Consider the following 25402-nt stretch of genomic DNA (forward strand, 5'->3'; position numbering starts at 1 on the left):
CCCCACCGGGCACAATCGGGGCATGACTCGCACCGGGCCGCAGGGCCGCACGCTGCCTCCGCAGACCGACCCCATCAGGGCGCTGCTCGCCTCGCCCCCGGACCTGCCGGTGGTCGAGGTGCTGACCGATCTGCGCGAGCTTCTCTCCGCCGCTCCCTCCGCCTCCGACGACGCAGGCGCCGGCGCCTGCCTGGTCCTCACCGCCCCGCCCGGCACCGGTAAGACGACGCTCGTCCCACCGCTCCTGGCCGACGTCCTTACCGACGTCCTGGCCGACGTCCTTGCCGACGCCCCACAGCGCGCCCAGGAACACCGGCCGGGCCGCGTCGTCGTCACCCAGCCGCGGCGCATCGCCGCCCGCGCGGCCGCCCGCCGCCTGGCCGACCTCCTGGGAGAGGAGGTCGGCGGCACCGTCGGATACGCGGTGCGCGGGGAGCGGCGCGCCGGCCCGGCGACGCGGATCGAGGTCGTCACCGCCGGGCTCCTCCTGCGCCGTCTCCAGCGGGACCCGGAGCTGAGCGGCGTCGACGCCGTCATCCTCGACGAGGTCCACGAGCGCTCCTTGGACAGCGACCTGCTCCTGGCCCTCCTGGCGGACGCACGCGCCGCCCTTCGCGAGGACCTCACCCTCGTGGCCATGTCCGCCACGCTCGACGCCGACCGCCTGCGCCGCATCCTGGGCGGCTCCTCGGGCGGAGCCTCGCACGGCACGTCGGACGAAGCCGCGCCGCTGGTGGAGGTGCCCGGTCGCCTCCATCCCCTTGAGGAGGTGTGGGCGCCGCCGGGGCGCACCGGTCGCCTGGGGCCGCGCGGGGTGCCGCGGGAGTTCCTCGCCCACGTCGCCGCCACCGTGGAGCGGGCCCTGGCCGAGCGCTCCGGCGACGTGCTGGTCTTCCTGCCCGGGGCCCGCGAGGTCGACGACGTCGTCTCCCGCCTGCGCGCCAGCGCGCCCGGGAACGTGGACGTCCTGCCGCTGCACGGTCGCCTGCCCGCGAGCGCTCAGGATGCGGCCCTGGCCCCGAGCCCGGCGGGGCGGCGGCGCGTCGTGGTGGCCACGAACGTGGCGGAGTCCTCGCTGACGGTGCCCGGGGTGCGGGTGGTGGTGGACTCCACGCTGGCGCGCGAGCCGCGCCTGGACGTGGCCCGCTCCATGAGTGGTCTGGTGACGGTGGGGGTCTCGCGGGCGGCCGGGGTGCAGCGGTCCGGGCGGGCGGGGCGCGAGGGTCCCGGCGTCGTCTACCGCTGCTGCTCGCCGACGGACTGGGCGCGTTCGCCGCTGGCTCCGACCCCGGAGATCCTCTCGGCCGACCTCACCGGTGCGGCCCTGGAGCTGGCCGTGTGGGGTGTGCCCGACGGCGCGGGGCTGGCCTGGGTCGATGAGCCGCCGGCCGCGGTGCTGGCAGCCGCGCGGGAGGCCTTGGAGCGCCTGGGCCTGGCCGGCGCCGATGGCGTGACGCCCCTGGGTCGGGCGGTGTCCGGGCTGCCTGCGGGCGTGCGGGAGGCGCGGGCCCTGCTGGCGACGGCACCGGTGCTGGGGGCGCGGCAGGCGGCGCGGGCGACGGCGCTGCTGACCGCCGACCTGCGCGCGCCCGGCGGGGACCTGACGGCCCTGGCCCGACAGGTACGCAGTGGTGGGGCCGGGTCGGGAGCCTGGAAGGCGGAGGCACGCCGACTGGAGCAGGCCTGTCGGCGCGCCGACGAGCAGTCGGGGGCCCCTGAGACCCCGGGTTCTGAGAGCGGTGGTCCTCAGGCGCCGGGCACCGGGCGCGGCCGAGAAGAGACTGGCAGCCCCGACGCCGTCGGCGAGGGCACCGGGGCGCATGACCTGGAGTCGGCGGTGGCACTGGTGGCCGGGACGGCGCAGCCGCAGTGGATCGCGCGTCGTCGGGGGCCGGCTCCGCAGGCGGGCAAGGAGGCGCACTACGCGAGCGTCGCCGGGACCGGGCTGCGCCTGCCGGCGGGTTCGGCGCTGGCGGAGTCCGAGTGGCTGGCGGTGGCCGGCGTGGACCTGACCAGTGGGCGCGGCGACGCACTCATCCGGGCCGCGGCGCCCCTCGCCGAGCAGGCGGCCCTGGAGCTGGCCGGGGCCTGGCTGACCGAGGAGGAGCGCACCGTCTGGGAGGGCGGACGCCTGCGCACGGAGCACCTGCGCCGTCTGGGGGCCATCACGCTCACCACCACCCCGGGTCCGCCGCCGGGTCCGACGGCGGTGGCGGAGGCCGTCGTCGCACGGGTGCGCGCCGAGGGTGCCGATGCCGGCCTGGCCGCGCTGCCGTGGGATGAGGAGGCGCTCGGCCTGCGCGCCCGACTGGCCCTGCTGCACGAGCACCTGGGTGAGCCCTGGCCGGATATGAGCGATGCGGCCCTGACCGAGCGGGCCGAGGAGTGGCTGGCACCGGCGGTGACGAGCCTGGCCGGACAGGCCGGCGGGGCCAACGGAGCAAACGGGCCGGGCGGCTCGGCGTCGGGCCAGGGGAGTCGGCGTTTCAACCTGGAGCGGCTGGACGTGGCCCAGGCGCTGCGGGCGCTGCTGCCGTGGCCGCAGGCGTCGCGCCTGGACGAGCTGGTGCCCGAACGCATCGAGGTCCCCTCCGGCTCACAGGTGCGGGTGGACTACACGGCGGCGGTCGGCGGGGCGGCCGGGGCAGCTGGCTCGGTGGACCCGGCCGAGGCCGGGCGGGCGGGTCGGCCGGTGCTGGCGGTACGGGTCCAGGAGTGCTTCGGCTGGGCGGCCACGCCGCGGATCGTCGAGGGCCGGGTGGCGGTGCTGCTGCACCTGCTCTCTCCGGCGCGCCGCCCGGTGGCGGTCACTGACGACCTGGCCTCCTTCTGGGAGCAGGGCTACCCGCAGGTGCGCGCCGAGATGCGGGGCCGCTACCCCAAGCACGCCTGGCCGGAGGACCCGTGGAACGCACCCGCCACGAAAGGGACCGGACGACGTCGGTAGGCGGGGCGAAGCTCACCCGGGCCACCCGGGGACGGTGGGCGACGGGGCCTCACCAGGTGGAGGCGTCCAGGCGGCTGAAGCGGAAGCCGGTGGGGTTGCGCTCGGTGTCGGGGTCGGCGTCGGGCACGACGTATCCGACGATCTGGAGGTTCCAGGTGCCGCGCCCTCCCCACAGGGTGGCTGTGGTGCGGGTGCGGCCGCGCACCACCGGGAATCCGGCGATGGTGTCGGGCTGGACGGAGACCACCTCGTGGGAGTGGTAGCGCATGGCGCCGTTGGCGATGTCGCCGAGCCACTCGACCTTGGGCTGGGGGTAGCCGGTCATATGGGTCAGGACACAGTAGTCGGTGAGCAGGGCGTCGATCGCCTTGGTGTCAGCGGCGACCATGGCGTCGCACAGGAGCGAGTAGAGGTCAGCGGCCGCGCGCGGCGCGATCTCGGAGGCGTGGGGGTGCGGGACCTGAGTGCGGGAACGGGACGGGGTTCGGGATTCGTGGGGACGGCGACTCATAGGCCAAGAGTACGGCCCGACGTCGAATATGTGAGGGACCAAGAGCTCCGGCGGCCGGGCCGGGGCACGGGGCCGCAGCGAGCGGCAACGGGCCGCATGAGGCGGCGACTCCACGAGGGTGAGGATCTACTGGCCGGGGGTTGTGCATACTGGACGAGCCCCCGACCCCCGTGGAGTACACCCGCCCCTCCCCCAGTGACCCCCGGCCCTCGTGCAGTACAGGCGTCTCACGACGTCGAGCAGCCACAGGCCATCAACACGGGCAACGCCGAAACGGGGAACGCGGAGGGCCCGCCGTACAGCTCCTGGCTGCTCGGCGGGCTCTCCCGTGGCGGTAGCGCTGGGATTCGAACCCAGGGTGGCTATGAACCACACAGACTTTCGAGATCTGCACCTTCGGCCGCTCGGACACGCTACCTCGCCCACGAGGTTACACGGACGTTGCCCCGCTCCCCAACGCAACGTCCTGCGGTATCAGTCACGACCGACGTCGTGCCCGGCAAGCCCCGGGGCTCACCGACCCCGGCGGGGCCCGTCAGCGGCGGTCGGCGAAGAAGGCGGTCAGGAGGTCCTGGGACTCCTGGGCGCGCAGGCCCGCGCGCACCTCGACCTGGTGGTTGGCGCGGGTGTCGCGCACGACGTCGCGCACCGAGCCGCAGGCCCCGGTCCTCGGCTCCCAGGCCCCCAGGACGAGTCGGGCCACCCGGGCCAGGACGATGGCGCCGGCGCACATGGTGCACGGCTCGAGGGTGACCACGAGGGTGCAGCCGTCCAGGTGGGAGTCGCCCAGAGCGGCTCCGGCGGCGCGCAGGGCGCGGATCTCGGCGTGCGCCGTCGGGTCGTGCTCGGCCTCGCGGGCGTTGGCGGCCTCGGCCAGGACCGCCCCCTCCGGCGAGAGCACGACGGCGCCCACCGGCACCTCCCCCGACTCGCCGGCCGCCCGGGCCAGTTCCAGAGCGCTCACCATGGCGGCGTCAATGACCGGACTGGCGGCCGGGCTGAGGGTCGGCTTGATGACCGTGCCGCCACCCCGCCCCGCGGCGACGCCCACCCACCCGCCGGGCGCGCCGGCGTCGGAGCCCGGGCTGAACGGGCTCGGCGGCTGCGCAGAAGAAGGTGAAGACGTCACGAGTTCATTATCTCGTTATAGGCTCCCGACGACATACCCGGGCTCGGACAGTCGCCTGCCCCCGCGGCCCCCGGCGGCCCCCGGCGCCGCACCCCGGGCCAGCACCCCAAGCCCCACGAAGACCCCAAGAAGCCCCCGCGAAGACCCCACGAAGAACGGAGCAGGTCGGTGAGCCGGTCCCCCGAATCGAGCGATGAGAGCGAGTCCGCGCCAGGCGGTTCCGTTCCGGGAGCCTCCCAGCCGGCCCCGTCCTCGGACCGCTTCTCAGTGCTGCGGCTCCCCGGCGGCTCCCTCCCCGGCACCCTGCTCGGCAAGGAGCCCCTCAACCCGGTGGTGTTCTTCGTGTCGGCCACCATCATCGCGATCGTCGCCCTGGCCGCGCTCATCGCCCCCGACCTCGTCAAGAGCGCCTTCGAGGCGGCCGTGACCTGGACGAGCCGATGGTTCGGCTCCTTCTACATCCTGCTCATCACGGCCGCACTGGTCTTCATCCTGGGGCTGGCCTTCTCCCGCTTCGGGCGCATCCGCCTGGGCCCGGACAACTCGACGCCGGACTTCTCCACCTTCGCCTGGACGGCCATGCTCTTCGCCGCCGGCATCGGCACCGAGATCCTGTTCTTCGCCGTCGCCGAGCCGGTCGACCAGTACGTGCACCCGCCCACCGGCGACGCCCAGGCCATCCCCCCGGCCGCCCGCGCCCGCGAGGCCATCGTCCTGTCCCTGTTCCACTACGGCATCTCCGGCTGGGGCCTGTACGCCCTGGTGGGCCTGGCCATGGCCTACTTCGCCTACCGACGCCGCGACACCCTCACGCTGCGCTCCACCCTGCGCCCACTGCTGGGGCGGCACACCGAGGGCGTCATCGGCGACATCGTCGACGCCGCAGCCCTGGTCGGCGGGGTCTTCGGCATCGCGGCCTCGCTGGGGGTCGGCGTCGTCCAGCTGAACGTGGCCCTCAACATCCTGTTCGGGCTGCCGCAGGGCTTCCCCACCCAGATCGGGCTGACCGCCCTGGCCGTCATCATGGCCACCGTCTCGGCCGTCTCCGGCGTCGACCGGGGCGTGCGCGTCCTGTCCACCATCAACGTGCTGCTGGCCATCGGCCTGGCCCTGTGGGTGCTCGTCACCGGTGACGCCGCCTTCCTCATCGACGCGCTCATCGGCTCCATCGGCGACTTCTTCACCCGCTTCCCGCAGCTGACGCTGGAGACCTACGCCTACAACCGCCCCGAGGACTGGCTCAACGCCTGGACCCTGTTCTTCTGGGCCTGGTGGATCGCCTGGGCGGCCTTCGTGGGCATGTTCCTGGCCCGCATCTCACGCGGGCGCACCATCCGGCAGTTCGTGCTTGGCAGCCTCCTGCTGCCCTTCTGCTACATCCTCATGTGGGTGGCCATCTTCGGCAACCACGCCCTGGACCTGGTCATCCGCGGTAACGGCGAGTTCCGGAACATCACCCTGGAGCGGCCCGAGCAGGGGCTGTACTGGATCCTGGAGCACCTGCCGGGCCAGAAGATCCTCATCGCCCTGGCCCTGTTCGTGGGGATCCTCTTCTACGTCACCAGCGCCGACTCCGGCGCCCTGGTCATGGCCAACCTCTCCAGCCGCATCCGCTCGGCGCGTCAGGACGCCGCCGCCTGGCTGCGGATCTTCTGGGCCGCCCTGACCGGGATTCTCACCATCGCGATGCTCGTGGCCGGCGGCATCCCCATCCTGCAGCAGGCCACGATCGTCATGGCACTGCCCTTCTCCGGGGTCCTCATCCTCATCATGTACACCCTGTGGCGCTCCCTGAGCACCGAGGACACCTACAACCAGGCCCTGAGCCAGGCCGACCGCAACCGGGCCCTAGGCTTCAACGGCTCGGCCGCGGGGCTGGAGCAGACGCCCTGGCGCGAGCGCCTGACGCACACCCTCAACTCGGTGTCCCCCGACGAGGCCGGCAACGCCATGGAGCGGCGCATCGTGCCGGCCCTGGAGGCGGTGGCCACCGAGCTGCGCAAGGAGAACGTCTCCGCCGAGGTCTTCGTCGAGGGCCCCGAGGCCCAGGATCCCGACGACGAGCGCACCTTCCTGGGGCGCGCCAGCCTGGTGGTCTCCTCCCACCCGGCCACCGACAGCGGCGAGGAGCAGTCCAGCTCCATCGACTCCTTCCGCTACGTGGTGCGCATGGTGGTCACACCGGTGCCCGCCTACGGTTTCGCCGTCCACGAGGCCGACGACCTCACAGTGCGCCTCGAGGTGCGCCCGCACAGCGGCGGCCAGGGCTACGACGTCGTCGACTGGAACTCCGACCAGGTGGCCCACGACGTCCTCGACCACTACGAGCGCTGGCTGGAGTACGTGGGCACCTCCGAGAAGAGCGAGTCCCGGTTCTCCCGCCGGCTCTGAGGCGCGCGCGCCGGCACCCGCTGTCGGGCCTGCCCCGGGCCACCGTCTCCTCACCACTCCTTCCCGCCGTCGACCGGTCTACCCCGGCCCCGCTCGCCGTCGCCTCCCGGGCAGTCCCCCGGTCTCCTCCCGGGCTGCCCCGGCCCACCGCCTCCTCCCCACTCCTTCCCGCCGTCTCGCGCTCCGCCCCCAACGCCGACGGGGACATCCTGCACGCCCGGGGACTTTTCCTCACAGCCGGGGGCATCCAGCGCGTGCGGGGACGGGATTCCTGTCCCCGACGGCGTCGAAGGTCCCCGGCCGGAGTAGACCGCACCCGGCCGCGTCGAATGTCCCCGCCGGATGCGGCCGCCGGTAGCCGGATACGACCGCAGACGTCCGAGAGTCAGTCCGCCTCGACCGTGTAGGAGGCGAGACGCTCCTGGAAGGCGGGGTCGTAGTGGTTGACGACGCCCTGCCCCTCGTCGAGGGCGGCGATGGCCCGCATGTCGGCGTCGTCGAGCTGGAAGTCGGTGACGTCGAGGTTGGTGACCATGCGCTCGCGGTGGACCGTCTTGGGGATGACGATGATGTCGAGCTGGATGAGGTAGCGCAGGGCCACCTGGGCGGCGGTCTTGCCGTGCTTCTCGCCGACAGAGGTGAGCACCGGGTGGGTGAAGATGTTGTTGCGGCCCTGGGCAAGCGGCCCCCAGGACTCCAGGGCGGTGTCGTACTTGGTGTACCAGGCGCGGTTGTCGGCCTGCTGGTTGAAGACGTGGGTCTCCATCTGGTTGACGGCCGGCGGCACCTCGACGTGCTGCGCCAGGTCCACGAACCGGTCGGGGAAGAAGTTGGAGACGCCGATGGCGCGGACCTTGCCTGCGGCCAGGGCCTTCTCCATGGCGCGGTAGGTGCCGTAGTAGTCGCCGAAGGGCTGGTGGACGAGCAGCAGGTCGATGTAGTCGGCGCCCAGGCGGCGCAGGGAGCCGTCGATGGAGCGGGCGGCGCGCTCCTCCCCGGCGTTGGAGATCCACACCTTAGTAGTCAGGAAGATGTCCTCGCGGGGCAGTCCACTGGCGGCGACGGCCGCGCCCACGCCCTCCTCGTTGCGGTAGGCCTGGGCGGTGTCGATGTGGCGGTAGCCGACCTCGAAGGCCTCGAGCACGGCGCGCTCGGTCTCCTCCGGCGGGGTCAGGAAGACGCCGTAGCCGATCTGCGGGATGTCGACGCCATTGTTCAGAGTGATGGTGGGGGAGGAGCCGTTGGCCATGAATTCTCCTTCGATGCGGTCCGTCTCAGCAACCTAGCCCCGCAGGCGGGCGCGATGTCGTCCCTTTCGCGCCGGGCCCAACTGGCGTGCGGGCCGCCCGACGTGCGCGTGGCGCCCTGGCCCGGCCGCCGACGGGGACATCCTGCGCGGCCGGTGACTTTTCCTTCCAGCCGGGGGCATCTCACGCGTGCGGGGACCGGACTCCTGTCCCCGGCGGCGTCGAATGCCCCCGCCCGGTGCGGACTGCACCCAGCCGCGCGGAATGTCCCCGACCGTGCAACGCGGGACGGGGCCTGCGGGCGGACCCGCCACCCATGAGAGAGACGTTGGGTGTCTGGGACCGGTTGGGGCGGGGTTGTGCATCGGGATGCGGCGGCGCGCGGTGGCCGAAACGGCCTCTACAGCGGACCCGATGTCCAAATTGGATACAAAGGGCTTTGCCGGACTGAAACAGGCGAAATGAAACCGCATGATTCCGGGGGTCTGTTGCAGGCCTGAAGAACGCGAAGCGTCCTTTGTGTCCGATTTGGACATAACACAGTCAGCACCGCGAGATCTCAGCGGCGCCTCCGACGCCAGCGACACATCCAGTCCACCGGAGCGACGTGCCGACGCCGTGGGCGCGCACGAGGCCGGCACGCGTTGCGACGGTGCGAACCGGGCTACGGCATTAGGCTGTCCCCATGCGCCTCCACGTTGCCGACCACCCCCTCATCGACCACAAGCTCTCCGTCCTGCGTGACGAGAGGACACCGTCGGCGGTCTTCCGCCAGCTGGTGGACGAGCTCGTCACCCTGCTCGCCTACGAGGCCACCCGCGAGGTGCGCACCGAGGAGGTCGAGATCCGCACCCCCGTGGCGCTGGCCCAGTGCCGCCGCCTGGCCGACCCGCGGCCGATCGTGGTGCCGATCCTGCGCGCGGGCCTGGGGATGCTGGAGGGCATGACCCGCCTGCTGCCCACGGCGGAGGTCGGCTTCCTGGGGATGAAGCGCGACGAGGACACCCTGGAGGTGGAGACCTACGCCAACCGCCTGCCCGATGACCTCTCGGGCCGCCAGTGCTTCGTCGTCGACCCCATGCTCGCCACCGGTCACACCCTCGTGGCCGCCATCGACTACCTGCTGGAGCGCGGGGCGCGCGACGTCACCGCGCTGTGCCTCATCGCCGCGCCCGAGGGGGTCAAGACGCTGGAGGATGCGGTCGGCGAGCGCGCGAACGTCACGGTGGTGACCGCCGGGGTCGACGAGCGCCTCAACGAGCACGCCTACATCGTGCCCGGTCTGGGCGACGCCGGCGACCGCCTCTACGGCATCGTCGACTGACGCACCGGCCCGCCGGCCGCGTCATTTCGCCGGTTTGGGCGGGAGGCTGATGTGCTCATTCTGTGACCTCGAGCCATAGATTTCGTTAGGCTCGGGAGACATGACGACGGGGCACTCACCTTCTGCTGGCGACTACGACGCGACGACGGCGCTCAGCAGGTTCGCTTCGCCGCGGGACCTCGAGCGGATCGCCGAGACTCGTCCCGATCTGCACTCGATCCTGGCGACCAACCCGTCGATCCCGCCTCGGGTCCGCGAGATGCTGGAGCAGTCCGACGACGCTGTCGTCCAGGAGGTGCTGGCGCGCCAGGCCGGTCGTGGCGCTCAGCCGGCGCCACCGACGCAGTCTCCTGTCCCGGGCGAGATCGGCCCGATGGCTCCGACGATGGCGGTGGGAACAGCTGCTGGGACGATGGGGGCGCCGCCCCAGCAGGCGGCGCCCACCAGCTCCGGGTACGCACAGGTTCCCCAGGAGTATGGCGGCAACCAGCAGGGGGCGCCCGGAGAGGCACCGCAGGGAGGGTCGCTTCATGGGTCCTCCGCTCAAGGGTATGGGGCCGTGGAGCCTCAGGGTCCGCAGGGCTCGCCCCCGCAGGTGCCTCAGGAGGCGCCGGCCTCTGCGGCGTCGCAGGCCGTCGCGCCACAGCCGGATGCCCAAGGGTATTCGGCGTCCTCGATGCAGGCAGCGGCTCAGCCCTTGGACCAGCAGACCGCGATGCCGCCCGGGGTGCCGAGCCGGGTGCCGTCAGAATACGTACTGGGTCACGGCCAGGCTTATGACTCAGGGCAGGCATACGGTCCGGGGCAGCTGGTCGCACCGGCCTATGGGACACCGATGTATGCACCACCGGCGCAGGCGCCGAAGAAACGCCGTCTGCTCAAAGTGGTCGCCGTCGTTCTGCCGATCATTCTCGTTCTGGGCGCTGGAGGGGCGGCCGCCTGGTACTTCCTGGGGCGCAGCGAGGTCTACTTGGGTTCAACGTACGTGACTCCGTCGAATGCCTGGACCAAAGGTGCGGACAAGGCCTGGAGCATCGACGTCGCATCCTTTGAGGATCCTTTTGTTTTCGGGGATCATCTCCTGACAGTCAACAAGAACACTGGAGAGATCACCGCTTACGGCCCGCTGGGCGATAACATCAAGGAAGCATGGAAGACCACCATTGACGACGAGGACTTCACGTCATCATACGATGACTCACTCGCTCTCATGCAATGGGGCAACAACACACTGGTCTACAAGTCCACCCTCATTGACCTGAAAACCGGAAAGACCTCAAAGGCACCCTGGGGTAGCAGCAACTCCGCATTAATCGTCGGCGATACCGCCATTTTCTGCAAGGAGAGCGACAAGTGTACCGCCTGGGGTGCGGACAAGAAACAGAAGTGGTCGCGCACGATCGCCGGGGCGGGAAGACCCTTTGACTCACTGACCACATACAGTACGACCTTTCTGGTCAGAGACAATCAGCGTTATCTGGCACTGTTGAACGCCATCATCGACATCGATAGCGGAGAGACCCGGTTCCTCGGCGGAGGCTCGAAGGCCGACTCAGACTTCATAACCTGGTACTTCCAGGACGGTTGGGGAACTCTGGAGGCAGAGGACAAATCTGATTCCGATTCGAGTTCGTCAGCCGACCAGGAGTACAAAGTGACAGTTTATGATTTCAAGGGGAAGAAACAGGGCAGCTATCGACAGACCCTGCCTTCAAAGGAGACTGTTGTCGAGGAAGATAAAAAGCTCCTCACAGCCGAGGAGCATCGCACCTACTTCAAGGACCAGGACTTCAGTGACGCCAGCCTGACTGCAAGATCAAACAGCGACGGCTGCGTCACTCGGATCAAGCCCAAGCAAGGCAGTTCCTTCAGTGTTCCGGAGGCGGACACAAACACCATATCCTCCGGATGCCCGTCTGTAGCGAAGAGTTCTCAAGATGGCAGCATCGTCAAGCTGATGATACTGGGCAAAGGGGACGTCAACCGGATCAGTGCGCTCATGAACGTTAAGACCGGGAAGGAAATTAAGTTCAGCGGAATCGACTTGGAGAATGAGGATACGCTCATCATCGCCAAGCCCGACCTCGTCATCGGCTACAACAAGTTTGACGGCAAGGTCATCGGTTTCAAGCCAGCCTCCTAGGGCGGTGCCGCAGCGGCACTGATGCGGCGCTTCCAGTGACGTTCCGTGTGGCCGGGCACGGTCTACTCCAGCCTGGGATGCCTCGCGCGCAGAGTGAGTGGCTTCCCGTCCCTGACGGCGTCGAACGCCCTCACTCTCGCAGCTCCACGCCGGCCCTGGTCAGGAGACTCCGTACCCAAGTGATGGAGTAGCCCGATTGAGTCGAGATCTGCTGAACTGACGCTCCCTTCGCGTACTCATCAGCCAGGATCCGGGCGACACGATCCGAGAGCCAGTCGCTCATCTGCTCGTTGAGCTCCAAGTCCGGCAGAGGATCGATATTGCCGCCGGCGTATCCCCGCTGAGCCTTCCCCTGCGGCGTGATCTCTTCATCCGACTCATTGCCCCACACGGACCAGCCCGGTCGCGCGTAGCGGGCGAACATCTCCAGGTACGGACCCGGCGAGCAGGACTCAATGAGGTCATACTGCTCGTCGGGCTTGCGGCTGTGCTCACGCTTGCGCGTCTCGATCATATTGACCGTTGAGCGCCCCGGCGCCAGCGTTCTCATCGAGCCTTTGACACCGAACAGGATCGGCTCCGTGACATTGCGGAAGTAGAAGCCGACACCGCGGCCGTCTGGCCCACCGTCTTTGCGGCGCTTGGCCCAGATGATATTCGAGACGTAGCGGAATCCCCACGCCTGCATGACCTCCAGGCCCTCCGGAAGCAAGGCGTTGGGAACCCACAGGTACAGGTGGGCGTTCGCTGCGGTCACATCACCGACCGGGAGCTCCTTGATCTCCTCGAGAGACATCGTCCCGTACCTGCCCAGACGACGGTGCTCGGGAGCGACCTTGCCGGTTCGATTGGTGAACCGCCACGGAGGGTCGGCCAGAACGGTCTGGAATCCTCCTTCCACTGTAGGAAGTGGAGCGATTTCCGCAGAGGATCCCAGAGCCTTGGACACTCCTTAGATGTACCAGAAATAGATCTGGTTTGTCACCCATGGGTCTTTTATGCAGATGGGTACCGCTCGCGTCCCACATCTTCCAGCCGGACTCCCGACCGTTCCGTGCTGGGGGCCGGCGGGACTGGCGCGGATCGCGCGCTACCGCGGCGGTCTCAGACGACCGTGTCTTCGACGCCGACGGGGACATTCCGCGTGGCCGGGTGCGATCTGCTCCAGACGGGGACAGTCCGCGCGTTCGGGGACCGGATTCCCGTCCCCGACGGCGTCGAAGGTCCCCGGCCGCGCAGGATGTCCCCACCCGCGCAGGATGTCCCCGGACGCGCGGCGTACGCCTGCCCGTGCCGTAGGCCCCGACCATGAGGGGGGGGCACTCACACAGACCGTCCCTTCGCCGTACCTCCGGCGGCCGGCACGCCGCCCTTCCCAACCACCACGGGCCGGCCAGCGACACAAACAAGCGGGCCCCGCACCTCAGGTGCGGAGCCGCCGGAGTATGCGCACCGGTCCAAGCCCGATGCTCGCTGTCTGGCGAAGACTGTAGCCGCCATCCCCCAACACCCCAACCTCAGCGCGTGGTCATCGGACGTCCTCGGTTGGTGGGATACTTCTGCCCGATCCCCCATCCTGACGACGAAGAGGCCGACTGTGAGTAAAGAGACTGAGCGCGCTGCGCTTCACCGTGCGATCTGGCAGGTTGCCAACGACCTGCGCGGGAGCGTGGACGGATGGGACTTCAAGGCCTACGTCCTGGGCTTTCTTTTCTACCGGTTCATCTCCGAGAACCTCACCGAGTACATCAACGCCGGCGAGCGCGAGGCCGGGGACCCGGACTTCGACTACCGCTTCCTGTCTCATGCCGACGCCGAGGGCGCCCGCGAGGGCATCATTGAGGAGAAGGGCTTCTTCATCGCCCCTGGGGACCTCTTCGACAACGTGCGCGAGCGGGCACCGCGCGACGAGAACCTCAACGAGACCCTCTCGCGCATCTTCAAGAGCATCGAGGCCTCCGCGACCGGCACGGGCTCGGAGTCGGATCTTCGGGGCCTGTTCGACGACGTGGACGTCAACTCCACGAAACTGGGCCGCACGGTGGCCCAGCGCAATGACAAGCTCACGCGGCTCATGCAGGCGATCGGGGACCTGGACCTGTCCTACGGAGAGTCCTCGATCGACACCTTCGGCGACGCCTACGAGTACCTCATGACGATGTACGCCTCGAACGCGGGCAAGTCGGGCGGCGAGTTCTTCACCCCGCAGGAGGTCAGCGAGGTACTGGCCCGTATCACGGTCATGGGCAAGACGAGCGTCAACCGCGTCTACGACCCGGCCTGCGGCTCGGGCTCCCTGCTGCTGAAGTTCGCAAAGGTCCTCGGTAAGGAGAACGTGCGCGGCGGGTTCTTCGGCCAGGAGATCAACCTGACGACCTACAACCTGTGCCGGATCAACATGTTCCTGCACGACATCAACTTCGCCGACTTCAGCATCGCCCACGGGGACACGCTCACGGACCCGGCGCACTGGGATGACGAGCCCTTCGAGGCGATCGTCTCCAACCCGCCGTACTCGACAAAGTGGATCGGCAAGGACGATCCGGCTCTCATCAACGACCCACGCTTCTCCCCGGCGGGCGTGCTGGCCCCGAAGTCGAGAGCAGACCTGGCCTTCACCATGCACATGCTGTCCTGGCTGGCGGTGGATGGCACAGCGGCAATCGTCGAATTCCCAGGCGTGCTCTCCCGCGGCGGTACTGAGGCCAAGATCCGCCAGTGCCTGGTGGAGAACAACTATGTTGACGCCGTCATCCAACTTCCGCCGGACCTGTTCTTCGGGACGACGATCGGCACGTGCATCATCGTTCTCAAGAAGTCGAAGCAGGACAACAGTGTCCTGTTCGTGGACGCCTCGAAGCAGTTCGTACGGGAGGGCAACAAAAACAAACTCTCGGCGGAGAACCAGGAGATGATCCTGGAGACGCTCGCCAAGCGCGCCGACGTCGGTCACGTGGCCGCGCTGGTGAGTGCGGAGACGATCAGGGAGAACGGTTTCAACTTGTCGGTGTCCTCCTACGTGGAGGCGGAGGACACTCGCGAGGAGGTCGACATCGTGGAGCTCAATGCCCGGATCAAGGAGATCGTGGAGCGGCAGGCGGTGCTGCGCGCCAGCATCGATGAGATCGTCGCCGACCTCGAAGGTGGTGCCCGGTGAGCCGCATTGACGACCTCATCCGTGACCTCTGCCCCGACGGCGTGGAGTTCCGGACACTGGAGGAAATTTTCGAGACTCGAAACGGTTACACCCCCTCGAAAAGTGATCCTGAAGCATGGGCGGGAAACGATGTCCCCTGGTTCAGAATGGATGACATTCGCTCTCGCGGACGAATCCTACGGGATTCAACTCAACGAATTTCCGCATCTGCAGTCAAGGGCAATAAAACCTTCCCAGCAGACTCGATTCTCGTCGCCACATCCGCCACTATTGGTGAGCATGCACTCGTTCGAGTGCCACACCTTTCAAACCAGAGGTTTACAAATCTTGCAATCAAGGACAACTTCAAGGATTCCTTTGACGTAAAGTTCCTCTTTTACTACTGCTTCAAATTGGATGAGTGGTGCATCAAAAACACAACCACCTCCAGCTTCTCTTCAGTCGACATGAAAGGGTTCAAAAAATTCAAGTTCCCAATCCCTCCTCTCGAAGTGCAGCACGAGGTCGCGAAGACGCTAGACCAGTTCACTCAGCTGGAGGCGGAGCTGGAGGCAGAGCTGGAGGCCCGCCGACAGCAGTATTCGCACTTCGCCAATTCCGCAACGCACTCAGAACACACAATCACTCTTGGGAGCGTAGCCACTTTCGATTACGGACTCACAGCTAAAGCAAAAAACACAGGAACGCACAGATTCATACGAATCACCGACATCTCCCCGAACGGCCACCTACTACCAAACAACGCAAAATATGTCGACATAACCCCAGACAGCAATCGCTTCATAGTAAATGACCGAGACATTCTTGTTGCCAGAACCGGGGCTTCCTATGGAAAAACCCTCCTTGTCCGTTCCGAGATTCCAATGTCGTTTGCATCCTACCTCATTCGCATCAATCTCAACCCTTTTCAAGTAGACCCAGAGTTCTACTGGCATTTCACACATAGTCGAGACTATTGGAAGCAGGCGGAATCTCTCGTCAGCAAAGGTGGGCAGCAACAGTTTAACTCCAATGCCCTAAAACGTATCAAAATACCCATCCCGCCACTCACTCAACAACGAGAAATAGCCGAATCACTTAATCATCTAAGCTCTCTTGCACATGATCTAACCTCTGGCCTCCCCGCGGAGATCGAGGCTCGTCGCAAGCAGTACGAGTACTACCGTGACCGCCTCCTCAGCTTCCCCGAGAAGAAGTGACCTCATGAGCGGAAAACACATCGAGCTCTTCCTCGTTGATGGGGAGCCCGGAGGCATCACGACCGCAAACGTCTCGGGGTGGACCGGCCATATCCTCTCAGGCCCTCGCACAGCCCTCACTCGCATCCTCGCTCGAGACGAGGCTCACCGCAACGGCGTCTATCTCCTCCTTGGTGACGACCCTGATGCGATCGATAATGTCGCCTGTTATATCGGCAGAACTGAAGACTTCTCTGCTCGATTCCGTCAGCACGACCGTCAAAAAGACTGGTGGAACCGGGCCATCCTCGTCAGCAGCCGTGACGACTCCTTCAACGAAGGACACTGGGGCTACCTCGAGGCCCGGCTTGTTGAAATCGCCAACACCACCAAGCGCTGCTCGCTACCAGACAACACCCAGACACCGCTGCCCCGGAAACTCTCGGAGGCCCAGCAGTCCGATGCTGAGGTGTTTCTCGAGCAGATCCGCGGCGTTCTTCCGGTCCTCGGAGTCAACATTCTCCGTGGCACTCACAGGGCTCCTGAACGGCAAACACCTCCACCTGATATCGACTCTCCGATTTTCACACTCACTGCCCCTAAGCGCGGAGTTAAAGCTCGGGCTCGCGTAGTCGGGGACGAGTTCATCATGCTAGAAGGATCCCGCGTCGTCGGCGAATGGACCAACGCCGGGCGCACGTCAAGCACCCGCAGATCCTACGAATCCCTCTGCGCTCAACACACCAAACTCGTCGATGACGGAAGTATCGCTGTCGAGGGAGAAATCGGCACTCTCACACGGGACGTCCCCTTCCCCTCACCATCCGCCGCCGGCTCTATTGCTGTCGGCTACTCCTGCAACGGCCGTATCGCCTGGACCTGGGAGGGCGGCACCTACAAGGACTGGGAGAACGGGACCTGACCGCTGGTTCCACCACCCCAGAAGATTCTCTCCACCCCTGACGAAAGCGTCCTCCCATGACCATTCGTGAAGCCTCCGCCGTCGGAGTCGAACCGGTTGTTCTCACCAGTGAGAGCACCGTCGTCGGACTCTATGAGCCTGAGGAGACCGACCGCGCCGGCTACCAGTCAGAGGCCGAGCTGGAGGCGGCCTTCATCCGCCAGCTGCAGGCTCAGGCCTACGAGTACGTCACCTTCGCCAGCGAGGACGAGCTCGTCGCCAACCTGCGCACCCAGCTCGGAGCCCTCAACGACTACACCTTCACCGATGAGGAGTGGGAGCGCTTCTTCGCCCAGTCGATCCGTACCCGCTCAGGCGGCGGGGACGAGATCGCGGAGAAGACGCGTCGCATCCAGGAGGACCACGTCCAGACCCTCATCCGGGACAACGGCGAGTCCAAGAACATCCGGCTCATCGACAAGCAGCACATCCACAACAACCGCCTGCAGGTCACCAATCAGTACGTCGTCGATACCGGCGCCCACCACACCCGCTATGACGTCACCGTTCTCGTCAACGGCCTACCGCTGGTGCACATCGAGCTCAAGCGCCGCGGCGTGCCCATCCGCGAAGCCTTCAACCAGATCAACCGCTACCAGCGTGACTCCTTCTGGGCGGGCGCCGGCCTGTTCGGCTACGTCCAGATCTTCGTCATCTCCAACGGCACCCAGACCAAGTACTACTCGAACACCACCCGCTTCGACCACGTCACCGAGTCCACGCGGGGCAAGCGCGAGTCCAAGGCCGCTAACTCCGACTCCTTCGAGTTCACCTCCTGGTGGTCCGACGCCGCCAACAAGCCGATCACGGACCTGGTCGACTTCACCCGGACCTTCTTCGCCAAGCACACGCTGCTGGCCCTGCTGACCCGCTACTGCGTTTTCACCACCGCGCAGAAGCTGCTGGTCATGCGGCCCTACCAGATCGCCGCAACCGAGGCGATCCTCCAGAGGATCCTCACGGCGTCGGCCAACAAACAGACTGGCACCGTGGCCGGCGGCGGCTACATCTGGCACACCACCGGCTCGGGCAAGACCCTCACCTCCTTCAAGACCGCCAAGCTGGCCGCCGGGATGGAGGGGATCGACAAGGTCATCTTCGTCGTCGACCGCAAGGACCTGGACCACCAGACCATCAAGGAGTACAACCGCTTCGCCGAGGGCACGGTCTCCGCGAACCAGTCCACCAACCAGCTGAGCCGGCAGATCAACGACCCGGATACGAGCATCATCGTCACCACGATCCAGAAGCTCTCCAACTTCGTGGGGCACAACCGCAAGCACGCCATCTACACCGGGCACGTGGTCCTCATCTTCGACGAGTGTCACCGCAGCCAGTTCGGGGACATGCACACGGCCATCACCAAGGCCTTCCGCAACTACCACCTCTTCGGGTTCACGGGAACGCCGATCTTCGCGGCGAACTCCGGCTCCAGCGGGAACGTCCAGCTGCGCACCACCGCGCAGGCCTTCGGTGACCAGCTGCACACGTACACGATTGTGGACGCGATCCGGGACAAGAACGTGCTGCCGTTCCGCATCGACTACATCGACACGATCAAGATGCCCGACGTCGTGCGTGACGCGGAGATCAGTGGCATCGACACCGAACGGGCGCTGCTGGCGCCTGAGCGGCTGGCCCAGGTGGTGGGCTACATCCGTGAGCACTTCGACCAGAAGACGCGGCGCAACTCCTCCTACACGCTGGGGCAGAAGCGGGTGCTGGGTTTCAACTCGCTGTTCGCGACGGCATCGATCCGGGCGGCGCGCGCCTACTACATGGAGTTCAAGCGGCAGCAAGAGGGACTGGTCCCGGACCGACGCTTGAGCGTCGGCATCGTCTACTCCTACGCACCCAACACCGATTCGCCCGGGGAGACGCTGGCCGATGAGGCCGTGGACCCCTCGCAGCTGACCGCCGACGACCGTGCCTTCCTCGATGAGGCGATCCGCGACTACAACGCGCAGTTCGGCACCGCCTACGACACGAGCGCGCAGGGCTTCGAGGGCTACTACGAGGACATCTCACGGCGGCTGGCGGAGCGGACCATCGACCTGGTCATCGTGGTCAACATGTTCCTCACCGGGTTCGACTCCAAGACCCTCAACACCCTGTGGGTAGACAAGTCGCTGCGCACGCACGGGCTCATCCAGGCGTTCTCGCGCACGAACCGGATCCTCAACTCAGTCAAGACCTACGGCAACGTGGTCTGCTTCCGGGACCTGCAGGAGGACACCGATGAGGCCATCGCCCTGTTCGGCAACAAGGCCGCCGGTGGGCTGGTGCTCCTCAAGCCGTACAAGGAGTACCTGGAGGAGTATCTGGAGAAGATTGGCGAACTGCGGGCCAGGTTCGAGCCGGGGCAGATGATCGCCTCGGAGGCCGAGCAGAAGGAGTTCATCCGGCAGTTCGGGAAGATCCTGCGGCTGCGCAATATCCTGGCGAGCTTTGACAACTTCGGAGACGACGACGTCATCGGCGAGGCCGAGTTCCAGGACTACCGCAGCGTGTACGTGGACCTGTACACCGAGATGCGGCGAGGGGCCGACGTGGAGAAGGAAGTCGTCAACGACGATCTTGTCTTCGAGATTGAGCTGGTCAAGCAGGTTGAGGTGGGAGTCGACTACGTCCTCATGCTGGTGGAAAAGCACCGCGAGGAGGCGGGCGACGGCGAGGACAAGGAGATCCCGGTGGAGATTCGCCGGGCAGTGATGTCCAGTCCCAGCCTGCACAACAAGCGGGACCTCATTGAGGAGTTCGTGCACGCGGTGTCCGCCTTCGGGGACGTGGACGAGCAGTGGCGGGCATTCATTGAGCAGCGGCGCAGTGAGGAGCTGGCGGCGATCATCCGCGACGAAAGGCTGCGCGAGGGGCCGGCGAAGGCACTGGTGGAGGCCGCCATGAGGAACGGGTACGTGCCCACTGAGGGGACCGCGATCACAAGGATCCTGCCACCCACCCCCAGATTCCGCAGCTCGGCCAACGACAGCCACGACGAGAAGAAGCGCCGCGTCCAAGCCGCCCTCGCCGCCTACGTCGAGAGGTTCCGGGGATTGGGAGCGACGGAATAGAGGCATATGGGCCCATATGGGACACTCCCCAATAGGGCAGCGAGAAGGTATGTCAGAGACGACCAAATACCACAACAACTCACCAACATTATGAACTATAAGTATCCACAATGAAGAAATATGGGGATGCGCTAAGTTCTCAACTAATTTTATGGTGAGTACGTTTCTATATCGACACCTCCAGAGTCACTACCGCCTGCCCGGATTGATGGTAGACTGAATCCGAGAGCGTAGTTCTTAAACATTTCCAAAACTTCAATGTCGCACTTATTAAAAATTACATTACTATCAATTTTATTGACACTAATCGATAACTTAGGTGCACATCCTCTTTAACGTCACTCCCCTGCAACACTTAGGGAATTACAGCAGCAATCCTAGAAAGGCTACTTTGACCATGGTTAAATCTAAACTCAATCGCACAATTAAGTTTTTTGAACTTCAGGCTGTCGATAACGACGGCAAAGAGGTCATCAATGTGGCTGACAGAGTATTTAGCCACGTACATCATTCATGTCAGCAAGTTACTTTAGGCTATCAGGATATTCGCCGCAATGGAATTGACTATCGAGGATGGTCAGGCTCCACTCAAGTAACCCAAGAAGATTTTCTTCTCATAGGCAAACGTCGCCTACCGGTAGATAATCCAGGAGTAGATCGCGGCGACAAGCTTCCATCACCGCTCGAGTTAGAGGCTGGCGGCCAGTTGGTTGAACCCGCTTATGTAGTCCCCGTTCTCGGAACTCCTTATATTGCTGTTCTCGGCACCTCTAACTGCCCCAGAAGCGGCGCCTTAGCGGAGTGGATGACAGTTGTCGGCGGCTACAGAGATAAAGATCTAGAAATTCACCTAGCCCCGGTTCTGCGACAGGATGCACGAGAGAAACTACGCCATGCTAAGGGTGCACTTGGCTTTACTGTCAAGATTCCCGTCAACGCATCTAAATCTATTCACGGCCGTCTCGGCGACGCATTTCGTGCTGCAGAAGGGTTTGCCGGAGGAGATGGGTCTCTCCTCTTTGAGTTCAGCCTCGGGCGCCACAAGAAAGGGCGAGATAGCGAAACACTTCTCCTGAACGAAATCTCAAAGGTCGCAGATATCCCTGAAACAGAACAGGCCAAAGCTCGTCTTCGCATCGACGACCACAATGGAACTACAACCCACATCGTGGACTTCATTCAGGACAAACTCACCGCTCGCACCACAATTGTGTGCGATAATGAGGTTCCACTTTCTCACGATACCGCCGTGAGCGAGCTGAAGAGTGCGATCTCTCAGAATAGAGAGCATCTGCGAAACTAAGTCAGCGCGAGGAGGACGTGTCATGCCTAGGCAGTTCAGTCTGTTCGACCACCCACATGTTATCGCCTTTGGAAGCCTGCTTACTCCTAGCATACACGGCCTTCTTGCATCATTTAAATGGATTTCCCTAAAGCAACCTCAAAATGGTTTTGCCGATCTAGTCAACGCTACGCTAACTGCCTCAGGATTCCTAGCATCCATGGCAGGTATCGTTGTCGTTTTCTTACTCTCAGAACGGGGGCAGGTGTTTCGGAAAGTTCGAGAAACACTCGGCACTACGTTCCGACCGCAGATGGTCGGACTATTTGCACTACCCGCCACAGGCATGGTGTTATCTATCTCAGCACTCCTACCCCTCCCCGGAGCTTTGACCGTACTGCTATTAGAAACTGCCGCCGGTCTTCTCGTTATCAGCCTTGTATATGAATTCTGTTTCCTCTCACTAAGCATCACTGCCAGCGCGACTCAAGACCGAGACGACAAGAACCAGCTAAAAGTCGCCGACCTTCACCGGAAAAATATGAATTCGACCTGATTAATTATTCATTTGCCTAACTACGACTTGCACATAAATGAGCGTTAATTAAACTGCAACTCATCGAAGGTAGCCAACTTTTCCGCAAACTAAGTGCGGACCTATAGTGCCATATTTTCACGTCACCTAATCTAAAACCTCTACAGAAAGTTTTAATTACAATTCACGTCTCTTGAGGCTTCATGTATCGGATCAATTACAGCCTTTGTACCAGGCGACGGCGATTTGGACGCGGTCGCGCAGGTGGAGCTTGGCCAGGATGCGGCTGACGTTGCGGCGCACGGAGGCGGGCTGCAGCACGAGCCGCTCGGCGATCTCCTCGTTCGACACCCCCTCCGCAATGAGCCGAGCCACGTCGAGCTCCCTGGGCGTGAGCACCCCGAACCTCTCCCGCAGCCCTTCGCGCTGCGCCCCAGACAGCGCTCGTGGAACCCCACGCGAGATGAGCTCCTTGGTGACGCGCGGCGTGAGTACGGCATCGCCCTGCGCCACCGCCCGCACCGCCTGAGCCAGTTGCGCCGCGCGCACATCCTTGAGCAGGAACCCCGATGCCCCCACCTCCAGCGCCCCGAAGGCGTAGTCATCCTCGTCATAGGTGGTCAGCACCAGGACCTTCACCGTCGGGAACCGCCGCGCCATCGCCCGGGTCGCGCTGATCCCGTCCATCCCCGGCATGCGCACATCCATGAGCACGACGTCGGGCAGCCCCGTTGACCGGTTCAGCCGCTCCAGGATCTCCAGCGCCTCCTGCCCGTCACCGGCCTCCGCCACTACGTGCAGGTCCGGCGCCTTGCGGATCATGAGCGCCAGCCCCAGGCGCGCGTAGCGCTGGTCGTCCACGATCATGACCGATGTCGGCCTCAGCCCCTCCGACTCCACGCCCACACCTCAACCCTCACCGCGAGTTCTCGGCACCGTCGCAGCCACCCGCCAGCCGCCGTCGGCCTCCGACCCCCAGTCCAGCGAGCCTCCCGCCGCCTCGATCCGGTCCCGCAGCCGCGGCAGGCCGGTCCCCTCCGCAGCCCCACCACAGCAACCGTTGTCTTCCCCGCCACGGTCACCCGAGGCGCCATCGTTGCGAACCGTCACCGTCACCGCCGACTCACCGTGGTCCCAGGACACCTGCACCTGCGACAGCGCGGGCGCGTGCCGCACTGCGTTGGTGAGCGCCTCCCGGGTGAGCGCGAAGCACAGCTCGGCCTGCCCGGCGTCGTCGGCCCGCTGCCCGGTCTCGGTGAAGACGACCGTGACGCCCAGCGACCGGACCCTGCCGACGACGCTCCTGATCTCATCCCAAGACCGGTGCCCGGCATCGTCCCGGTCCGGTAAGTCCGCCGGCTCATCCTCGCCGTCGGCCAGGGCCCTCACCGCCCGGCGCGTCTGCTCCAGGCACTCCCGCGCCACCTCGTTGATGCCGCCGAGCGCCTCATCGATCTCCGGGTCGGCCCCACCAGCCAGCCCCTCGGACAGGGCGATGATCGTGGTCAGGCCGTGCCCCACGGAGTCGTGCAGCTCGGCGGCGATACCGGCCCGGCTCACCGCGCGGTCGCGCTCGGCCCGAAGCACCCGGAAGCGCTCCCGCTCGGCTCTGGCCCCGGCTTGCGCCGCCCGCCAGTTCGCAACGCTGCGCGCCAGCATCGCGACGATGACCGTCAGCAGGACGGCGACCACCTGGCTGAGCCACTCCTCCATCAGGACCCCGGGCGGGGCCACCAGGACCGCACTGGCCGTCGCCATGAGGCAGGCCGCGCCGATCACCGCGAGGTGCTGCCACAGTGGGAGCCGGCTCACCGCACTCCCCAACGCCACCAGCATCGGGACGAGGAAGAAGTTGTTGAGCCCCAGCGCCGAAGCCGCCACGTACACGGCACCCTCGACCAGGAAGACCGCCAGCGGGTGCCTGCGTCGTGCAGTGAGGAGTGCCGTCGACCCAACGGCCGCCAGGATGAGAATCGCGAAGCCGATTCTGGTCGGGGCGATCCCCGCAACCAGGCCGCCGTCACCGACGCGGCCGGTCAGCACCGCACTGCCGATCATGTCGCCCTGGTAGGTGGCGCACAGGATGAGGAGCAGCGTGGACAGGATGCCGGGGCCGGCCTGCGCGGGCGCCGGCTGGCGCACCCACTCCCCCAGCGTCCGCCAGTCGACCCGAATCCTCATCACCGACGACGAGCCGCGCTCTGCACCGAACACCAGCACCCCTCCTCCCCGTTGCGTCCGTACCCTACGCCCCGAGATCTGAACCCCGACCACAGTCAGCGGGCCGCCAAGCACGGTTGCGGCGGGAACCGAATGACGCGAGACAACTTCCGACGCCTTAGAGTGTCAGCTCCTGACGGCAGGCGGCGACGAAGTCGTTCAGTTTCTCTTTCTCGAGGCGGGTGAGCAGGTCATCGACAGTCCAGCGAGGCCCTTTACGGCCGGTCCGGGACACCACTGTTGTGAACACGTTTTGAACCGCTTCGGGATACAGCCCCAGCACATCGAGAAGAAACTCATCTGGAGATTGGGCGAACAACTCACCAGGAAGAGCTGCGTCGTCGAAGTCCTTGAGATTGAACGTCACGATGACGTCCGCGCGTCCCATGAGAGCCGCTGCGACGACGTGCCGGTCTCCTGGATCCGGGAGACCGGGGACCGAAGGGAGAAGAGTCTCCCAGTCCTGCACCTGGGCATCTGGCAGCGCCAGGTTCATCTGCCGCCGAAGTCGTTTGACGTAGCCACGGGACTCCCCTTCGTCCTTGCCACGCAGTGCATGCAGCCGAAGTATCGTTCTCTCAACCTCCTCCTCAATCTTCTCGCTCCACAAAGGCCTGTAGACCTTCCGGACGGCAATCTCAAGAAGAACGTCTCGCAGCGCGCTGGGGACCAGCACGCAGGCATCGAGTACTGCGCAGAACGCCATCGGTCAGTCCTGGGAGCGGAGGTCCTTGAGGACTTGGCGCACCTCGGCAGGGTCGTCATCGTAGGCGCCCATCGCCTGAGCGTCGGCCACCATGTCCGACAGGGCCTCATTCGCTGCCCGACGCTGACGCTCACGGAACTCCAGCACGTCAGTGAGGAACAAGCGACGATGCCGTCTGACCTTCTCAAACGGGATCTCGCCGGCCTCCAACATCCTGACCAGCGTCGGCCGCGAGATACCCAGCATATCAGCAGCCTCCTGCGTCGTCAGACGCTGGTCCTGCGGCGCCACCGTGACCGCCAGACCTCGACGCATCGCATCCACGACCTGAAGAAGGGCCTCAGCCACGGCGGGTGGGAGGTCAATCGTCTCGCCATTGATGGTCAGCGCCGCACCGGAGGACGCCTCAAGCTCCGTCACCAGCTCGGTGAAGCGCCCGGCGACATCCTCCTCGGGAAGGTAGGTCTTGCTCTCAATCGTCACGGTCATGGCGCACTCCTACACTGCTGTTCGTTCGCTGTTTTCGAGTTGATCGTTTTGAGCGATTTGAGTGTAGGGCTCGGTGGGCGTTGACACAAGACGGGGCGCTATCACTTCTGC

Annotated in this window: 18 protein-coding genes and 1 tRNA gene; 10 read left to right on the top strand and 9 right to left on the bottom strand. The window is 65.5% G+C overall.

Features of this window, described 5'->3' with window-relative positions:
• The first annotated feature begins 22 nt into the window (after nucleotides 1–22).
• On the top strand, nucleotides 23–2947 hold the full coding sequence (locus AXE84_RS04155) for an ATP-dependent RNA helicase (protein ID WP_081093055.1): 2925 nt from the start codon (nucleotides 23–25) through the stop codon (nucleotides 2945–2947).
• A 49-nt stretch (nucleotides 2948–2996) separates the two neighbouring features.
• Here AXE84_RS04155 and AXE84_RS04160 read toward each other — a convergent pair whose 3' ends face one another.
• The 3 genes from AXE84_RS04160 to AXE84_RS04165 form a co-directional block, all read right to left on the bottom strand.
• Nucleotides 2997–3458: a nuclear transport factor 2 family protein gene (locus tag AXE84_RS04160; RefSeq protein WP_060956954.1), complete on the bottom strand. Its 462-nt coding sequence runs from the start codon at nucleotides 3456–3458 to the stop codon at nucleotides 2997–2999.
• Between the two features lie 329 nt (nucleotides 3459–3787).
• Nucleotides 3788–3876 (bottom strand) — tRNA-Ser (locus tag AXE84_RS12815).
• 117 nt (nucleotides 3877–3993) lie between these two features.
• Nucleotides 3994–4587 carry a nucleoside deaminase gene (locus tag AXE84_RS04165; protein ID WP_208854574.1) on the bottom strand — a complete coding sequence of 198 codons (594 nt, stop codon included), beginning with the start codon at nucleotides 4585–4587 and terminating at the stop codon, nucleotides 3994–3996.
• Nucleotides 4588–4755: 168 nt separating this feature from the next.
• On the opposite strand from AXE84_RS04165, the gene betT reads away from it, so the two are divergent.
• Entirely contained in the window at nucleotides 4756–6978 is a 2223-nt protein-coding gene (betT, locus tag AXE84_RS04170) for a choline BCCT transporter BetT (protein ID WP_060956955.1), read from the top strand.
• A gap of 385 nt (nucleotides 6979–7363) precedes the next feature.
• On the opposite strand, the gene AXE84_RS04175 is transcribed toward betT, so the two are convergent.
• Nucleotides 7364–8227 (bottom strand): aldo/keto reductase, encoded by an 864-nt coding sequence (locus AXE84_RS04175; RefSeq protein WP_060956956.1) that lies wholly within the window; start codon nucleotides 8225–8227, stop codon nucleotides 7364–7366.
• Between the two features lie 683 nt (nucleotides 8228–8910).
• Here AXE84_RS04175 and upp point away from each other — a divergent pair.
• Both upp and AXE84_RS04185 read left to right on the top strand, forming a co-directional pair.
• Nucleotides 8911–9549, top strand: coding sequence for a uracil phosphoribosyltransferase (gene upp / locus AXE84_RS04180; RefSeq protein WP_003788190.1), 639 nt, complete (start codon nucleotides 8911–8913; stop codon nucleotides 9547–9549).
• Between the two features lie 100 nt (nucleotides 9550–9649).
• On the top strand, nucleotides 9650–11692 hold the full coding sequence (locus AXE84_RS04185; protein ID WP_060956957.1) for a hypothetical protein: 2043 nt from the start codon (nucleotides 9650–9652) through the stop codon (nucleotides 11690–11692).
• A 130-nt stretch (nucleotides 11693–11822) separates the two neighbouring features.
• Here AXE84_RS04185 and AXE84_RS04190 read toward each other — a convergent pair whose 3' ends face one another.
• Nucleotides 11823–12593, bottom strand: a complete 771-nt coding sequence (locus AXE84_RS04190; RefSeq protein WP_236750138.1) for an MT-A70 family methyltransferase — start codon at nucleotides 12591–12593, stop codon at nucleotides 11823–11825.
• A gap of 696 nt (nucleotides 12594–13289) precedes the next feature.
• Between AXE84_RS04190 and AXE84_RS04195 the strand changes: the two genes are divergently transcribed.
• The 6 genes from AXE84_RS04195 to AXE84_RS12825 all read left to right on the top strand — a co-directional run bounded on the left by AXE84_RS04195 (nucleotide 13290) and on the right by AXE84_RS12825 (nucleotide 21897).
• Nucleotides 13290–14849 (top strand): type I restriction-modification system subunit M, encoded by a 1560-nt coding sequence (locus tag AXE84_RS04195; protein ID WP_060956959.1) that lies wholly within the window; start codon nucleotides 13290–13292, stop codon nucleotides 14847–14849.
• The gene (locus tag AXE84_RS12480; protein ID WP_081093056.1) at nucleotides 14846–16048 is read left to right on the top strand and encodes a restriction endonuclease subunit S; all 1203 of its coding nucleotides are present in this window, start codon (nucleotides 14846–14848) and stop codon (nucleotides 16046–16048) included. Before AXE84_RS04195 ends, AXE84_RS12480 begins: the two co-directional genes overlap by 4 nt.
• Before the next feature lie 4 nt (nucleotides 16049–16052).
• Nucleotides 16053–16949: a GIY-YIG nuclease family protein gene (locus tag AXE84_RS04200; protein ID WP_060956960.1), complete on the top strand. Its 897-nt coding sequence runs from the start codon at nucleotides 16053–16055 to the stop codon at nucleotides 16947–16949.
• 56 nt (nucleotides 16950–17005) lie between these two features.
• Nucleotides 17006–20059: a type I restriction endonuclease subunit R gene (locus AXE84_RS04205; RefSeq protein WP_060956961.1), complete on the top strand. Its 3054-nt coding sequence runs from the start codon at nucleotides 17006–17008 to the stop codon at nucleotides 20057–20059.
• Between the two features lie 397 nt (nucleotides 20060–20456).
• The gene (locus AXE84_RS12820; RefSeq protein ID WP_335339262.1) at nucleotides 20457–21362 is read left to right on the top strand and encodes a DUF6731 family protein; all 906 of its coding nucleotides are present in this window, start codon (nucleotides 20457–20459) and stop codon (nucleotides 21360–21362) included.
• Nucleotides 21363–21384: 22 nt separating this feature from the next.
• On the top strand, nucleotides 21385–21897 hold the full coding sequence (locus tag AXE84_RS12825; RefSeq protein WP_144020829.1) for a hypothetical protein: 513 nt from the start codon (nucleotides 21385–21387) through the stop codon (nucleotides 21895–21897).
• Nucleotides 21898–22089: 192 nt separating this feature from the next.
• Here AXE84_RS12825 and AXE84_RS04210 read toward each other — a convergent pair whose 3' ends face one another.
• The 4 genes from AXE84_RS04210 to AXE84_RS04225 form a co-directional block, all read right to left on the bottom strand.
• Nucleotides 22090–22782 (bottom strand): response regulator transcription factor, encoded by a 693-nt coding sequence (locus AXE84_RS04210; protein WP_081093057.1) that lies wholly within the window; start codon nucleotides 22780–22782, stop codon nucleotides 22090–22092.
• Between the two features lie 3 nt (nucleotides 22783–22785).
• Nucleotides 22786–24090: a sensor histidine kinase gene (locus AXE84_RS04215; protein ID WP_236750139.1), complete on the bottom strand. Its 1305-nt coding sequence runs from the start codon at nucleotides 24088–24090 to the stop codon at nucleotides 22786–22788.
• A gap of 124 nt (nucleotides 24091–24214) precedes the next feature.
• Nucleotides 24215–24802: a PIN domain-containing protein gene (locus tag AXE84_RS04220; RefSeq protein WP_060956962.1), complete on the bottom strand. Its 588-nt coding sequence runs from the start codon at nucleotides 24800–24802 to the stop codon at nucleotides 24215–24217.
• A gap of 3 nt (nucleotides 24803–24805) precedes the next feature.
• Entirely contained in the window at nucleotides 24806–25291 is a 486-nt protein-coding gene (locus AXE84_RS04225; protein ID WP_060956963.1) for a helix-turn-helix domain-containing protein, read from the bottom strand.
• Nucleotides 25292–25402 lie beyond the last annotated feature (111 nt).

Source organism: Actinomyces oris, from assembly GCF_001553935.1.
Taxonomy (GTDB): domain Bacteria; phylum Actinomycetota; class Actinomycetes; order Actinomycetales; family Actinomycetaceae; genus Actinomyces; species Actinomyces oris_A.